Raw genomic sequence first — 12,928 nt, 5'->3', positions numbered from 1 at the left:
GGTTGAATACCGCGTCAGACCGCAAGGTTTTTGTACATGTAGGTGGTCGGCTCCAGCCTGTCTTCGAACGGGTTGCGGCAGTAATTCGGGATTTCTCCGGCGATCTGGAACCCAAGGCTCTGGTACAGGATGCGCGAGGGATCGCTGCTGCGGGTGTCCAGAACCAGAACCGAGCGCCCCAGTTCCGACGCGCGGTCGGTGAGGGCAGCCATCAAAGCCCGCCCAAACCCGCGCCGCCGGGCCTGCGGATGGACGAGCAGCTTGGCTACGTCCGCCCGGTGCGGCTGGTTCGGCATTGCGGCTGGGATCAGCTGGACAGTGCCCTGAATGCGCCCCGCGTCATAGATGACAAACAAGTCCAACGCGCCTGAGGCAAGGTCGGGCCGGACCCGGGTCTGCCAATAGGCGCGGGCATCGTCGTGCGAAAACGGCAGGATGAAGCCAATGCTCGCGCCGGTGTGGACGCAGGCGTGCAGAATTTCGGTCAGGTCTTCCAGCGCGCCGTCAAAATAGGCGTCAGTCAGCCGGGTGATCATACTAGCACCAGAATGTAACGCGCGCCACGTGCGGGACCGGTTTCAAAGCGGGTCGGACCTGACAGGTGATAGCGCAGGCAATCCCCGCCGTTCAGAACGTGCGCGGTGCCATCGACCGTCAGCGTCAACGCGCCGTCGAGGACGATCAGGTGATGTTCCTGCCCCGGCTTGGGCGGCGTATCATAAGTGATAACCGTGTCGCGGGGTAGGTGACATTCCAGGACCTCTGCGTTCAGTCCGGGGGCAGGGGGCGACACGGCGCGGCGGGTGAACCCGGTCTCGGGGTCGCGCCATTCGGCCTGACGTTCAAAGGGAACTTTCGGGTCGAAACTGTCTTCGACCATCATCAGCAGGCGCGACATCGGCAGGCCGTAAGCGGCGCACAACCGGCCAAGGCTTTCGGCGGTCGGGCTGACATCCCCCTTCTCCATCCGCGACAGCGTGGCGCGGCTGATGCCACTGTGGTCGGTGAGTTGGTCCAGTGACCAGCCACGTCCCTGACGGAGTTCTTTCAGGCGAGTGGCGAGGCGGTCAGAGAGTGCATCCAGCATAGATCGAATCTGGGAAAAATTTCCAATTATGAAAATACTATCCTGAAAATGATAAAACTGTGCAACGAAAAAGGGGTGCGAACCCGCGTCGCACCCCTGAACTGCTCGATACTTAGGCAGGACTACTTCCAGCCAACCTCGTTAAAGATCTTCTGTGCCTCGGGGATGTTCTTGGCCACCTCGGACAGATTGATCTCATCCGCTTTGAAGTCACCCAAAGCCTTCACCGACTCGGCCAATTCAACGCCTTCGACGGCGGGGAATTCGTCATTCCCGGCCGAGAAATACTGCTGCGCCTGATCGCCGGCGAGGTATTCCAGGAACAGGACCGCGTTGTCCTTGTTCGGCGCATGCGCTGCGACGCCGCCACCGGACAGGTTCATATGCGCGCCATAGCTGTCCTGGTTGGGGAACACCCAGCCGATCATGTCGCGGTCCGCCGACAGGCCTTTGACGTCTTTGCGGATCGAACGGGCGAAGTAATAGGTGTTCGACACGGCGATGTCGCATTCCCCAGAAACGATGCCGCGCAGCTGGTCGGTGTCGCCGCCCTGCGGGTCACGGGCCATGTTGGCGACGATGCCTTCGGCCCAACCTTTGGCCGCATCAGCACCTTCATGGGTGATGATCGAGGCCAGCAGGGTCTGGTTGTAGACATTGCTGGACGACCGGATGCAGACCAGCCCCTGATACTCGGGCTTAGCCAGATCGGCATAGGTGGCGGGCGGGTTGGCGACCTTGTCCTTGTTGTAGAAGATGATCCGCCCGCGCTGCGAGAAGCCGAACCATTCATTGTCGCTGTCCTGCAGGTTGGCCGGAACGCGCTCTTCCAGAACGGCGCTGTCGATGGATTGCAGGATACCGGCCTCTTTGGCGCGGGCCAGACGCGAGGTGTCGACCGTCAGCATCACATCCGCTGGGGAGTTCGCGCCCTCAGCTTCCATCCGGGCGATCAGCTCATCGGCTTTGCCTTCGATCCGGTTGATCTTGATGCCAGTGGCTTCTTCAAAGTCCGAATACAGACGCTCGTCGGTGTCGTAGTGGCGTGAGGAATACAGGTTCAGTTCACCCTCGGCGGCGGCCGAGGTGGCAATCAACGCCGTCAGGGCGGCGGCAACGCAGGTGGAGGATTTCAGCATCTTTTGGTCCCAACATTGAAATGTGTGGCGGGTTATAACCCGACTGATTTAGTCAATTAAACGATTCTGCGGGGGATGCAAGGAATTCCGACAAATTTAGTTGGTCAAATGGTCGCTGTTGTGCCGAAAGGCGGTTTCTTGAAAAGAAACCGTTTCTGAAACTTTGAAAGTTTCAGGCGGGACAGCTTGATGGTCAGTGCATAGCTCATCCCATCCGCCAACAAAAAAACCGCACCCAAAGGCGCGGTTCTTTTAATTCGGTTTGTGCAGTTCTCAGCCCTGACGTGCTTTGAACTTGCGCTGCGTCTTGTTGATCACGTAGACGCGGCCTTTGCGACGCACAATCCGGCAATCACGGTGCCGGTTCTTGAGCGAGCGGAGCGAGTTCTTGACCTTCATTGGTCTGTCTCCAATCTGCGGCGCCTTCATCAAAGACGTGGCCAGCGCCTGGGTTAGCGGGTGCCCCGGAAAGCCCGGAACAGTGAAACGATGGTGGGCGGTACAAGGATCGAACTTGTGACCCCTTCGATGTCAACGAAGTGCTCTACCGCTGAGCTAACCGCCCACGAACCTTTGCGTGCCCTGCCCCATAACGAAATGGGGCGCGGATACCCGCGCCGGTAGCGGGGTCTATAAAAGGAGTCGCAAAGGGGTTCAAGGGGTTTGGAAGAACTATTTTCCGGTCTATGTTAGCTGCGAAGACGGAGTGATCATGCAGAACGCAGCCTACACACTGGATATGCCCGCCAAACGCACATCCTGCGCGGTTTTTTCCTCGCCGCACAGCGGGCGCGACTATCCTGAGGCCTTTCTGAAGCGCTCGGTGCTGAACCCGAGTATGATTCGATCCTCGGAAGATGCGTTTGTCGATCAGCTTTTTGCGCCTGCCGCCGACTGTGGCGCACCGCTGATCAAGGCCGCGATGCCGCGTGCCTATCTGGACCTCAACCGCAGCGCCGATGAGCTTGACCCTGCGCTGATCAGCGGTGCCCGCAGGCACGGGCATAACCCGCGCGTCGCCTCGGGTTTGGGGGTGATCCCACGGGTCGTGGCGAATGGGCGCGCGATTTATCGCGGCAAGCTGACGATGGACGAGGCGCGGTTGCGCATCGACACTTATTGGCGGCCCTACCACGCGCGCCTGAAATCGCTGCTGGCGGAATCGCATGAAAAATTCGGGCAGGCGATTCTGGTCGATTGCCATTCGATGCCGCACGAGGCCGTTGCGATGGCCAGCGCCGCGCATAGCAAACGGCCCGAGATCGTGCTGGGCGACCGGTTCGGCGCGTCCGCTTCGGCCGAGATTGTGGAGCGGATCGAAGCAGCCTTTGCCTCGGCGGGTCTGACGGTGGCGCGGAATGCGCCTTTTGCCGGGGCCTATGTCACGCAGACCTATGGGCGTCCGGGGCGGCACCAGCATGCCGTTCAGATCGAAATTGATCGGGCCTTGTACATGGATGAGGAAAAGATCACGCCAAATGCCAATTTCATGGCGTTTTCTAAAGTGCTGCGGCAGGTGATCGCCGAGATCGCCAGTATCGGCGCGCAGTCTCAGCGCTTGGCTGCTGAATAAGCCCTAGCGCAAAGCTCGCCCTTTCACGATGGCATCGGTGCCGAATTTCTTGCGAATCTCGTCCGTTGCCCGCTCAGCCTGTGACCGGCGCGCTGCGCCCGGGTCCAGCAGATCGCCCGAGATATCGGCCTGATCCTCGGGGCACAGATCGGACAACCCGCAGCCCAGCAGGCGATACGGCCCGTGATCACCAACCTGATCGAACAACCCGCGCGCGGTGCGGTAAATGCGGTCGGCGATCTGGGTCGCGTCGCGCAGCGACACCCGTCGCGTCAGGATCTTGTGGTTGGCCTTCTTTAGCTTCAGCGTGACCACCCGCCCGGCCAGTCCCTTGGCCTTGGCCCGGTCCGAGACCTTCAGGGCCATGCGCCACAGGTGCCCGTCCAGAATCTCGATGCTCGAGGTGTCTTCGAAAAACGTCATCTCATTGCTGATCGATTTCATCGGCTCATGGGCCGACACACGGCGTTTGTCCTGTCCCCGCGCCAGATGCCACAGGCGATAGCCCATTGATCCGAACCGGGCGGTCAGCGCCTCCTGATCCCAGCGCAGGAGGTCTGAAAATGTGCGGATGCCGGCGCGGTCCAGGGATTCCTGCGCCGCCGGGCCTATGCCCCAGATCAGCCGCACCGGTTTGTCCTGCAGAAACGCAGCGGTTTCGGCCTTGCCGATCACCGAAAACCCGCGCGGTTTGTCGAGGTCCGAGGCGACTTTGGCCAGAAACTTGTTATGGCTCAGGCCGATGGACCCGGTCAGGCCCAGTTCGTCTTTCATACGCTTGACCAGCCGAGCCAGCATCACCGCAGGCGGCGCGCCGTGCAGACGCTGTGTGCCCGACAGGTCCATGAACGCCTCGTCCAGTGACAGGGGTTCAACGTCCGGGGTCAGCTCATCCATCATCGCGCGGATTTCGCGCGAGACCTCGGCATAGACCGACATGCGCGGTTTGATCACCACCGCCTCGGGGCATAAGGCAAGCGCCTTGAACATCGGCATGGCCGAGCGCACGCCCCGGATCCGCGCCACATAGCAGGCGGTCGACACCACGCCGCGCTTGCCGCCGCCGATGATCACCGGCTTATCCGCCAGATCGGGATTGTCGCGCTTTTCGACCGATGCATAGAACGCGTCGCAATCCATATGTGCGATGGCCAGATCAAACAGTTCGGGATGAGATTTGACACGCGGGCTGCCGCAAGAGGGGCAGCGCCGTTCATCGTTGAGCGAAGTCAGGCAATCTCGGCACAGACCGGGCATTTGCGTCCACATGCGCAGGGTTCGGTAAGCTTCTTATAGCACCCTTTGCGGATGATCACAGGCCCGTCAGCAGCGTGGTGTTTTCCAAAAGAAGACCCCCCGCGACTGGCGGGGGGAGGTAACGAACCTCAGGAAGAGACGGTTCGTTGGGGAGTGTCTCATCCCTAGAATCGCGCAAAATGCGTTCACGCGATAGTTTGAACACAGCCCATATCTAACGCGCGTTTTGGATGTGTGTTTTCAGGCACAGGGGCAATTTGGCGCGGCGGATGCAAAAATTGACCTTACGTCAACGGGTTGTCGCCCGTTTTAGGGGCAAAATCAGGCTGATTCCCCTGCGCCGTTCAGTGGCGTGTCAAAGAATTTAACTCGTTCAGAACAGCCTCGGCGGCGGCTTTAGGGTCGTCCGCCTGATAAATCGGGCGACCCACGACGATATGATCGGCCCCGTCTCCGATGGCGCTGGCCGGGGTGGCGACGCGTTTCTGATCGCCCAAAGCAGCGCCTGCCGGGCGCACGCCGGGGGTGACGATCAACCGGCCCTCGGCCTGGGGCAGGGCACGGATAAGCGCGGCCTCTTGCGGGCTGGCGATGACGCCATCGGCCCCGGCCTCCAGCGCCTTTGCCGCACGTTCTACCACCAGCTCATGCACGTCGCCCGCTTTCAGCAGGCTGGCATCCAGATCGTCGCGGTTCAGCGAGGTCAGGATGGTCACCGCCAGAATTTTCAGGTCCTTGCCCGCAGCCCCTTCCTTGGCCGCGCGCACAACATGCGGGTCGCCATGCACGGTCAGGAAATCCAGATCGAACTGCGCCAGCCCCCGCACCGCATTTTCGACCGTATTGCCGATATCGAACAGCTTCATGTCCAGAAAGATGCGCTTGCCGTGATCCTGTTTCAGCTCATTGGCCAACGCCAGCCCGCCGCCGGTCAGCATCCCCAGCCCGATCTTGTAGAAGGATACGGCATCCCCCAGCCGTTTGGCCATGGCCAGCCCCTGCAGGGCGTTCGGAACATCGAGGGCTACGATCAGGCGGTCATCGGACATGGGGTGGGCTCCTGCTTTTTGGCAAACGTCTGCGTCCTAGCGGGTTCGGGGCGGTCTGTCCATCAGCGGACCCCGTTGAACAGCACCACGCGGTGGATTTTTCTGTGCTATCCTGCATCCCGATTCCGGCGAGCGATTTGAAAAAGGGACAGGACATGAAACGACTGGTTGCACTTGGGCTGCTTGTTGCTGTGGCGGCCTGCGATGAGACTGCGCAAAACGGCGCATCCGACAGTGGGGTGGCCCCACCCCCGACCAACGATGATTTGCTGCTGGTCGGTGGCTACCGTGCTGAAGAGGACTGGTGTCAGCTTACCGGCGAAACGGCCTTTACCGGCGAGTTTCTAGACCACACTGCCGATCTCGTTTCATGCCCGACGGGCAGCGCTGCGGCGCAGTCGCTGGTGGACGACCTCGGTGCTGTTCAGGTGGCAGAGACCGGAGGCTACACCGTCTACACGATCCAGCGCGAATAAGCGCTGTTTCTGCGTCATAGCCTCTTGAACCCAGTCAGATATTTCCCAGATTGAATGTGGGGCTTCGACCGACATGTGCTGCCTGGCGGGCATGTCAACACGGGGCGCTTGGAAAAGGAGAATATCATGGACTTGAACAAGTTCACCGAGCGGGCACGGGGATTCGTGCAGGCGGCGCAGACCATTGCGCTGCGCGAAGGGCACCAGCGGCTGGAGCCCACACATATACTCAAGGCATTGATGGATGACGATCAGGGGCTGGCCAGCAACCTGATCACCCGCGCAGGTGGCGCACCGAACCGCGTGGTCGAGGCGCTGGATGCCGCGATGGGGAAAATCCCGAAGGTCAGCGGTGACGCGAGCCAGGTCTACATGGACGGCCAGACCGCCAAGGTTCTGGACGAGGCCGCCAAGATCGCCACCAAGGCGGGCGACAGCTTTGTGCCGGTCGAACGGGTGCTGATGGCGCTGTGCATGGTGAAATCCAAAGCCAAAGACGCTTTGGAGGCCGGGGCCGTATCCGCCCAGAAACTGAACGAAGCGATCAACGATATCCGCAAGGGCCGCACCGCTGACACTGCCTCGGCCGAGGAAGGCTATGACGCGCTTAAAAAATACGCGCGCGACCTGACCGAGGCTGCGGCTGAGGGCAAGATCGACCCGATCATCGGGCGGGATGAGGAAATCCGCCGCTCGATGCAGGTTCTGTCGCGCCGTACCAAGAACAATCCGGTTCTGATCGGTGAACCCGGCGTCGGTAAAACCGCGATTGCCGAAGGCATGGCCCTGCGCATCGTCAATGGCGACGTGCCGGAATCGTTGAAAGACAAGAAGCTGCTTGCGCTCGACATGGGCGCGCTGATCGCCGGTGCGAAATACCGGGGTGAGTTCGAGGAACGCCTCAAGGCCGTTCTGACCGAAGTGACCGAAGCCGCCGGTGAGATCATACTGTTCATCGACGAGATGCACACGCTGGTAGGTGCAGGTAAATCCGACGGCGCGATGGATGCCGCCAACCTGATCAAGCCTGCGCTTGCCCGGGGTGAGTTGCATTGTATCGGCGCGACCACGCTGGACGAGTACCGCAAATACGTCGAGAAAGACGCAGCCCTTGCGCGCCGGTTCCAGCCCGTTGTGGTGGCTGAACCGACCGTCGAGGACACGATCAGCATCCTGCGCGGCATCAAGGAAAAGTACGAACTGCACCACGGCGTGCGCATCTCAGACTCGGCGCTGGTCTCGGCGGCGACGCTCTCGCATCGCTATATCACCGACCGGTTCCTGCCCGACAAGGCCATCGATTTGGTCGATGAGGCGGCGTCGCGGTTGCGGATGGAGGTGGATTCCAAGCCCGAGGAACTCGATCAGCTGGACCGCCAGATTCTGCAGATGCAGATCGAGGAAGAGGCGCTGAAGCTGGAAGATGACGCGGCCTCGAAGGATCGTCTGGACACCTTGCAAAAGGATCTGGCCGACCTGCAGGAGCAATCCGCCGAGATGACCGCCCAATGGCAGGCCGAACGCGATAAGCTGGCCGGTGCACGCGATCTGAAAGAACAGCTCGACAAGGCGCGCGCTGATCTGGAGATCGCCAAGCGCGAAGGCAACCTCGCCAAAGCGGGTGAGCTGTCCTATGGCGTCATCCCCGAGCTTGAGAAAAAGCTGACCGAGGCCGAAAACGCGGAAAGCAACGCCATGATGGCCGAGGAAACGGTGCGCCCGGAACAGATCGCTTCGGTGGTCGAACGCTGGACGGGTATCCCGACCTCGAAAATGCTGGAAGGTGAGCGTGAGAAACTGCTGCGGATGGAAGATGAACTGCATTCGCGCGTCATTGGTCAGGATGCCGCCGTCACCGCCGTTGCCAATGCGGTGCGCCGGGCGCGCGCGGGCCTGAATGACGAGAACCGCCCGCTGGGCAGCTTCCTGTTCCTCGGGCCCACAGGTGTGGGGAAAACCGAACTGACCAAGGCCGTGGCGAACTTCCTGTTCGACGACGACAACGCGATGGTGCGCATCGATATGTCCGAGTTCATGGAGAAACACGCGGTTGCGCGTCTGATCGGGGCCCCTCCGGGCTATGTCGGCTATGACGAAGGCGGCGTGCTGACCGAGGCCGTGCGGCGCAGGCCCTATCAGGTCGTGCTGTTTGACGAGGTCGAAAAGGCGCACCCGGATGTGTTCAACGTGCTGCTGCAGGTTCTCGACGACGGCGTGCTGACCGATGGTCAGGGCCGCACGGTGGACTTCAAGCAGACGCTGATCATCCTGACGTCGAACCTTGGTTCTCAGGCGCTCAGCCAACTGCCCGAAGGGGCCGATAGCGCGCAAGCGCGGCGGGACGTGATGGATGCGGTCCGGGCGCATTTCCGGCCCGAATTCCTGAACCGTCTGGACGAGACCATCATCTTTGACCGCCTCAAGCGGGCTGATATGGATGGCATCGTCGATATCCAGATGGCACGCCTGCAAAAACGTCTGGCCGCCCGCAAGATCGAGCTTGCGCTGGATGATGGCGCCAAGGAATGGCTGGCCAATGAAGGCTATGACCCGGTCTTCGGTGCCCGCCCGCTGAAACGCGTGATCCAGCGCGCCCTGCAGAACCCTCTGGCCGAGGCGCTGTTGGGTGGTGAGATCAAGGATGGCGAGACCGTTCCCGTCACCGCCGGGGCCGAAGGGCTGATCATCGGCGACCGGCTGGGCACGTCGGATCGTCCAAGACCGGACGATGCGGTGGTCCATTGATCAATCAAACAGAAAAGACCCGCCACACCGGCGGGTCTTTTCGTTCAGAGCGGTCTAGTCCCGACGCTGCGCCACGATGCCCCGACTGGTCCGCGACGGCGGGCCTGCAGGAAAGGAGTACGTGCTGGTGCAGTTGAAACCCGCTTGCTTCAACAGGGCCAGAATTTCCGACCTGCCAAAGGTGCGATGACGCCATTGCAGCCAGATGATCGCGTTGCACCAATGCGGTTTTGACACCACAAGATACAGGCGGCCACCGGGGCGCAGAAGATCGCGAATCTGTTCAAGCGCTTGCAAAGGGTCCGGGCAGTGCTCAATCACATGTGCGGCCAACGCCACATCTGCTGGTTCCAGATCAACCTCGCCCAGCAGACCTTCCACGATGCTCGCTTCCACGCCTCGTGCTCGCAAAGCGCTCTGACCGTGCGCCAGCATGACCGAGCTTGGGTCGAGCAATGTCATCTCGGCTGGCGGTCCGTGAATGGCGACCCAGGCCTCGGCAAAAGACGCGGTTCCGGCCCCGATATCCACCACGCGATCGTGTAACTCAGGCGCGCGCCGCCTTGTTGAAAGAAACCCGAGATACGCATCACAGTAACCAAGAATGCGCATCTTATCCCGCCACTTAGGCGCGGCAGTGTCATAGCGGAGCGTGGTGCCAGAGGTCGGCTGGGCCATTGGACGTTCTCGGCGTCAAAGGATCACCGCTTTGGTAGCAGGAAACCGAACCCGGGGTCCAACATTCGCGGCCCGCCAGACAGGCGGGCCAGTGTTTCACACCCTAAATCAGCGCAAATATCCGCGCCGGGCCGCCGGTGCCTCCTTTATGCTTGGGTGCCCCGATCACCAACGTGGCACCCGAGGCTGGCACGCGATCCAGATTGGCCAAACACTCGATCCCGAAGCGACCCGAGGGCAGCCAGGCATAGTGGGTTGCGAAATCGACGGACATGCCATGATCCAGAGACAACGTATCAACCGCAATCGACCGTGCGCCGGTTTCTTCCATCAGCATTTGTGCCGCTTCCACATGGAAGCCGGGGTAATGCTGGGCCTCGCCGTCGAAGTTACGGAATCCGTCTGTCGCCGTTTTGCCGCCCCAGCCCGAGTGCATCGCCACGCAAGCCCCGTCGGGAATGTCGCCATTGGCTGCGATCCACGCCTTCAGGTCATCCGGCGTAACGCGTGTGTCGGCGTCTTCGGCAGCGCGGGCAGCGATATCCACCACGCATAAAGGCGCGATCAGATCGGTGACCGGGATTTCATCCACCGAGGTGCCATCCGCCGAGAAATGCAGAGGCGCATCGATATGCGTGCCGGTATGTTCGTTGATCGACAGGCTGAACAGGTTGAAGCCATGATCCCCAAAGTTAAAAACCTGCTCTGCCGAGATGCCCGGATCGCCGCCCCAAGTTGGGAAATCGGGGCTGAGCGTGTGTGTCATATCCTCAACCCCGCCATGCCCTGCCGCCAGCGCGGCAGGCGCGGACGCGCTTGTTGCAGCCGCCGCAAGACCCGAGGCTGCCGTCACTTTGAAGAAGTTTCGCCGCGACAGCATTTTGTCTTTGACCGCATTCATAACGCAAATATCACACATTCGTCTTCTCCCACTGAGGTTGTTCAACAGTCCGGATGGATCGGGCTACCTTTTCATTATTGTTTTGTTTGCGAGCAAGACTGCACGTTTGGCACACGCCTTGTAAAGATTGCGGCCATCACGGTCGTTCCATCCGGCCATACGTTACAATCCCGTCTCTCAATCGTTACGCCTGTTTCCTTTGCTCTGTGCTATCAGCGGCCTACCTCGTAGCTGAGGTGCATATATACGGAGACTTAAATGGCGCATCGCTGGACCAACACATTGACACATGCCGACGTCACCCCTAGGGCGGCGTTTCTGAGCCGGCGGCAGGTAATGGCCGGGCTGGCAGGCGTTGGGTTGGCGACCTTGCCAAAGCCGTCACGGGCGCAGGATGCGTTGGAGCCCAATACGTGGGAAGAAATCACCTCGTACAACAACTACTATGAATTCGGCACACGCAAGGACGATCCGGCAAAATATGCCCATACGCTGGTGACCGAGCCGTGGAGCATCAAGATCGACGGTCTGGTCGATCGCCCCGGTGACTACGAGTTTGCGGATGTCATGTCCGAGATGACGGTCGAGGAACGTATCTACCGATTCCGCTGTGTCGAGGCCTGGTCGATGGTGATCCCGTGGAACGGGTTTGAACTGGCTGACTTGCTGAACATGGTTGGCGTGCAGGAAGGTGCGAAATACGTGGCCTTTGAAACGGCGCTGCGCCCGGATGAAATGCCGGGTGTCCGCTTCCCCGTCCTCGAATGGCCCTATCGCGAGGGGCTGCGGCTGGACGAGGCCATGCATCCGCTGACGATTATGGCCACGGGGATTTACGACCGCCCGATTCCGAACCAGAATGGCGCGCCGCTGCGTCTGGTCGTGCCATGGAAATATGGTTTCAAATCTATCAAGTCGATTGTCCGCATCACCCTGACCGAAGATGAGCCGCCGACAAGTTGGAACATGTCGAACCCGCGTGAATACGGTTTCTATAGTAATGTGAATCCGTACGTGGATCATCCGCGCTGGTCGCAGGCCACCGAACGCCGCATCGGTGGGGGGCTGTTTACCAAACGCGAGCCGACGCTGATGTTCAATGGGTATGAGGAAGACGTCGCAGGCCTTTATGAAGGAATGGATCTGGAAAAGAACTACTAAGACCATGCACGCAGTGAATCAGATCTTCTGCCGGATACCGGTATGGGCCATCTATTTGGTTGGGGTGCTGCCGGTGCCTTGGCTGTTTTATCTGGCCCAGACCGGCGGGCTTGGGGTCGAACCCATCGAAGCTCTGGAGCATGAGTTGGGCGAGCTTGCCCTGCAGTTGCTGATCCTGGGGCTGGCAGTGTCCCCTCTGCGGCAATATTTCGGGCTGAATCTGATGAAGTTCCGCCGCGCCATCGGGGTGCTGGCGTTTCTCTATGTTGCGCTGCATCTGCTGGTCTGGCTGGTGCTGGATGTTCAGGTGCTCAGTCAGATCTGGGCGGATATCCTCAAGCGCCCCTATATTACGGTCGGCATGGCCGGGTTCCTGCTGATGCTGCCTCTGGCTTTGACGTCGAACAACTGGTCGGTGCGCAAGCTGGGCCGGCGGTGGCGCAACCTGCACAAACTAGTCTATGGCGTGGCCCTCCTTGGGGGGCTGCACTACGTGATGCTCGCCAAAGGGTTTCAGATCGAGCCCTTGATATATCTGACTGTGATTGTCGCGCTTCTGATCCTCCGATTCCCCGTGCCGCGTCTGTTCACACGGGTCCGCCGGGTCGATTCCGCCTGAGTCCGCGATGAGTCTGTGGGCAAATGTGTGAATAAGCCGTTCACGTCTGCGATTCTTGGTGTTGGGGTCCGGTTTTGTCACTCAATGGGTGTAGTGTTTTCTATTTAACTAATTGATAATAAAGATTAAAGAATGAAGAGCGGAAAATTCTCGCCTTTTTGTAATTTTCTGCTTGCGGCGGTTGTTTGTAGACCTTAGAACCCCCTTCACCGGCGCTGCTGAGGCGCTTGGGACGCGGCGGAA

Annotated in this window: 13 protein-coding genes and 1 tRNA gene; 5 read left to right on the top strand and 9 right to left on the bottom strand. The window is 60.3% G+C overall.

Annotation, left to right across the window (positions count from 1 at the left end; all coding sequences use genetic code 11):
- Nucleotides 1-14: 14 nt before the first annotated feature.
- The 5 genes from ACR0JN_RS19990 to ACR0JN_RS19970 all read right to left on the bottom strand — a co-directional run bounded on the left by ACR0JN_RS19990 (nt 15) and on the right by ACR0JN_RS19970 (nt 2,791).
- On the bottom strand, nt 15-536 hold the full coding sequence (locus ACR0JN_RS19990) for an N-acetyltransferase family protein (protein ID WP_480888253.1): 522 nt from the start codon (nt 534-536) through the stop codon (nt 15-17).
- Nucleotides 533-1,087, bottom strand: a complete 555-nt coding sequence (locus ACR0JN_RS19985) for a helix-turn-helix domain-containing protein (RefSeq protein ID WP_480888252.1) — start codon at nt 1,085-1,087, stop codon at nt 533-535. The genes ACR0JN_RS19990 and ACR0JN_RS19985 overlap by 4 nt, the downstream gene beginning before the upstream one ends.
- Nucleotides 1,088-1,209: 122 nt before the next feature.
- Nucleotides 1,210-2,226 (bottom strand): Fe(3+) ABC transporter substrate-binding protein, encoded by a 1,017-nt coding sequence (locus ACR0JN_RS19980; RefSeq protein WP_480888251.1) that lies wholly within the window; start codon nt 2,224-2,226, stop codon nt 1,210-1,212.
- Between the two features lie 273 nt (nt 2,227-2,499).
- Nucleotides 2,500-2,625: a type B 50S ribosomal protein L36 gene (gene ykgO, locus ACR0JN_RS19975; protein WP_008755722.1), complete on the bottom strand. Its 126-nt coding sequence runs from the start codon at nt 2,623-2,625 to the stop codon at nt 2,500-2,502.
- A 91-nt stretch (nt 2,626-2,716) separates the two neighbouring features.
- Nucleotides 2,717-2,791 (bottom strand) — tRNA-Val (locus ACR0JN_RS19970).
- A gap of 147 nt (nt 2,792-2,938) precedes the next feature.
- On the opposite strand from ACR0JN_RS19970, the gene ACR0JN_RS19965 reads away from it, so the two are divergent.
- On the top strand, nt 2,939-3,799 hold the full coding sequence (locus ACR0JN_RS19965; RefSeq protein WP_480888250.1) for an N-formylglutamate amidohydrolase: 861 nt from the start codon (nt 2,939-2,941) through the stop codon (nt 3,797-3,799).
- Between the two features lie 3 nt (nt 3,800-3,802).
- Here ACR0JN_RS19965 and ACR0JN_RS19960 read toward each other — a convergent pair whose 3' ends face one another.
- Together ACR0JN_RS19960 and pyrF are read right to left on the bottom strand one after the other, a co-directional pair.
- Nucleotides 3,803-5,056: a DNA polymerase IV gene (locus ACR0JN_RS19960; protein WP_480888249.1), complete on the bottom strand. Its 1,254-nt coding sequence runs from the start codon at nt 5,054-5,056 to the stop codon at nt 3,803-3,805.
- A 344-nt stretch (nt 5,057-5,400) separates the two neighbouring features.
- A complete protein-coding gene (gene pyrF, locus ACR0JN_RS19955) occupies nt 5,401-6,105 on the bottom strand; it encodes an orotidine-5'-phosphate decarboxylase (protein WP_480888248.1) in 705 nt (234 codons plus the stop codon).
- A gap of 155 nt (nt 6,106-6,260) precedes the next feature.
- Here pyrF and ACR0JN_RS19950 point away from each other — a divergent pair, with 155 nt between their 5' ends.
- A complete protein-coding gene (locus ACR0JN_RS19950; RefSeq protein ID WP_480888247.1) occupies nt 6,261-6,581 on the top strand; it encodes a hypothetical protein in 321 nt (106 codons plus the stop codon).
- A 126-nt stretch (nt 6,582-6,707) separates the two neighbouring features.
- Nucleotides 6,708-9,326 carry an ATP-dependent chaperone ClpB gene (gene clpB, locus ACR0JN_RS19945; RefSeq protein WP_480888246.1) on the top strand — a complete coding sequence of 873 codons (2,619 nt, stop codon included), beginning with the start codon at nt 6,708-6,710 and terminating at the stop codon, nt 9,324-9,326.
- A gap of 54 nt (nt 9,327-9,380) precedes the next feature.
- Here the strand turns inward: clpB and ACR0JN_RS19940 are convergent, their stop codons facing one another.
- Together ACR0JN_RS19940 and ACR0JN_RS19935 are read right to left on the bottom strand one after the other, a co-directional pair.
- Nucleotides 9,381-10,004 carry a class I SAM-dependent methyltransferase gene (locus ACR0JN_RS19940; protein ID WP_480888245.1) on the bottom strand — a complete coding sequence of 208 codons (624 nt, stop codon included), beginning with the start codon at nt 10,002-10,004 and terminating at the stop codon, nt 9,381-9,383.
- Between the two features lie 103 nt (nt 10,005-10,107).
- A complete protein-coding gene (locus ACR0JN_RS19935) occupies nt 10,108-10,923 on the bottom strand; it encodes a cyclase family protein (RefSeq protein ID WP_480888244.1) in 816 nt (271 codons plus the stop codon).
- A 240-nt stretch (nt 10,924-11,163) separates the two neighbouring features.
- On the opposite strand from ACR0JN_RS19935, the gene msrP reads away from it, so the two are divergent.
- Complete coding sequence (gene msrP / locus ACR0JN_RS19930; RefSeq protein WP_480888242.1) at nt 11,164-12,066, top strand: protein-methionine-sulfoxide reductase catalytic subunit MsrP; 903 nt, start codon at nt 11,164-11,166, stop codon at nt 12,064-12,066.
- A 4-nt stretch (nt 12,067-12,070) separates the two neighbouring features.
- Nucleotides 12,071-12,685 carry a protein-methionine-sulfoxide reductase heme-binding subunit MsrQ gene (gene msrQ, locus ACR0JN_RS19925; protein WP_480888241.1) on the top strand — a complete coding sequence of 205 codons (615 nt, stop codon included), beginning with the start codon at nt 12,071-12,073 and terminating at the stop codon, nt 12,683-12,685.
- Nucleotides 12,686-12,928: the final 243 nt, after the last annotated feature.

Source organism: Ruegeria sp. G12, assembly GCF_056533565.1.
Note: the sequence above shows the minus strand (reverse complement) of the source record. Positions and strands in the feature narration are given on the sequence as shown.

Bases quoted from the DNA above. Each gene is read 5' to 3' on its own strand.
- ACR0JN_RS19990 (WP_480888253.1), bottom strand. From the start codon at position 536: ATGATCACCCGGCTGACTGACGCCTATTTTGACGGCGCGCTGGAAGAC.
- ACR0JN_RS19985 (WP_480888252.1), bottom strand. From the start codon at position 1,087: ATGCTGGATGCACTCTCTGACCGCCTCGCCACTCGCCTGAAAGAACTC.
- ACR0JN_RS19980 (WP_480888251.1), bottom strand. From the start codon at position 2,226: ATGCTGAAATCCTCCACCTGCGTTGCCGCCGCCCTGACGGCGTTGATT.
- ykgO (WP_008755722.1), bottom strand. From the start codon at position 2,625: ATGAAGGTCAAGAACTCGCTCCGCTCGCTCAAGAACCGGCACCGTGAT.
- ACR0JN_RS19965 (WP_480888250.1), top strand. From the start codon at position 2,939: ATGCAGAACGCAGCCTACACACTGGATATGCCCGCCAAACGCACATCC.
- ACR0JN_RS19960 (WP_480888249.1), bottom strand. From the start codon at position 5,056: ATGCCCGGTCTGTGCCGAGATTGCCTGACTTCGCTCAACGATGAACGG.
- pyrF (WP_480888248.1), bottom strand. From the start codon at position 6,105: ATGTCCGATGACCGCCTGATCGTAGCCCTCGATGTTCCGAACGCCCTG.
- ACR0JN_RS19950 (WP_480888247.1), top strand. From the start codon at position 6,261: ATGAAACGACTGGTTGCACTTGGGCTGCTTGTTGCTGTGGCGGCCTGC.
- clpB (WP_480888246.1), top strand. From the start codon at position 6,708: ATGGACTTGAACAAGTTCACCGAGCGGGCACGGGGATTCGTGCAGGCG.
- ACR0JN_RS19940 (WP_480888245.1), bottom strand. From the start codon at position 10,004: ATGGCCCAGCCGACCTCTGGCACCACGCTCCGCTATGACACTGCCGCG.
- ACR0JN_RS19935 (WP_480888244.1), bottom strand. From the start codon at position 10,923: ATGTGTGATATTTGCGTTATGAATGCGGTCAAAGACAAAATGCTGTCG.
- msrP (WP_480888242.1), top strand. From the start codon at position 11,164: ATGGCGCATCGCTGGACCAACACATTGACACATGCCGACGTCACCCCT.
- msrQ (WP_480888241.1), top strand. From the start codon at position 12,071: ATGCACGCAGTGAATCAGATCTTCTGCCGGATACCGGTATGGGCCATC.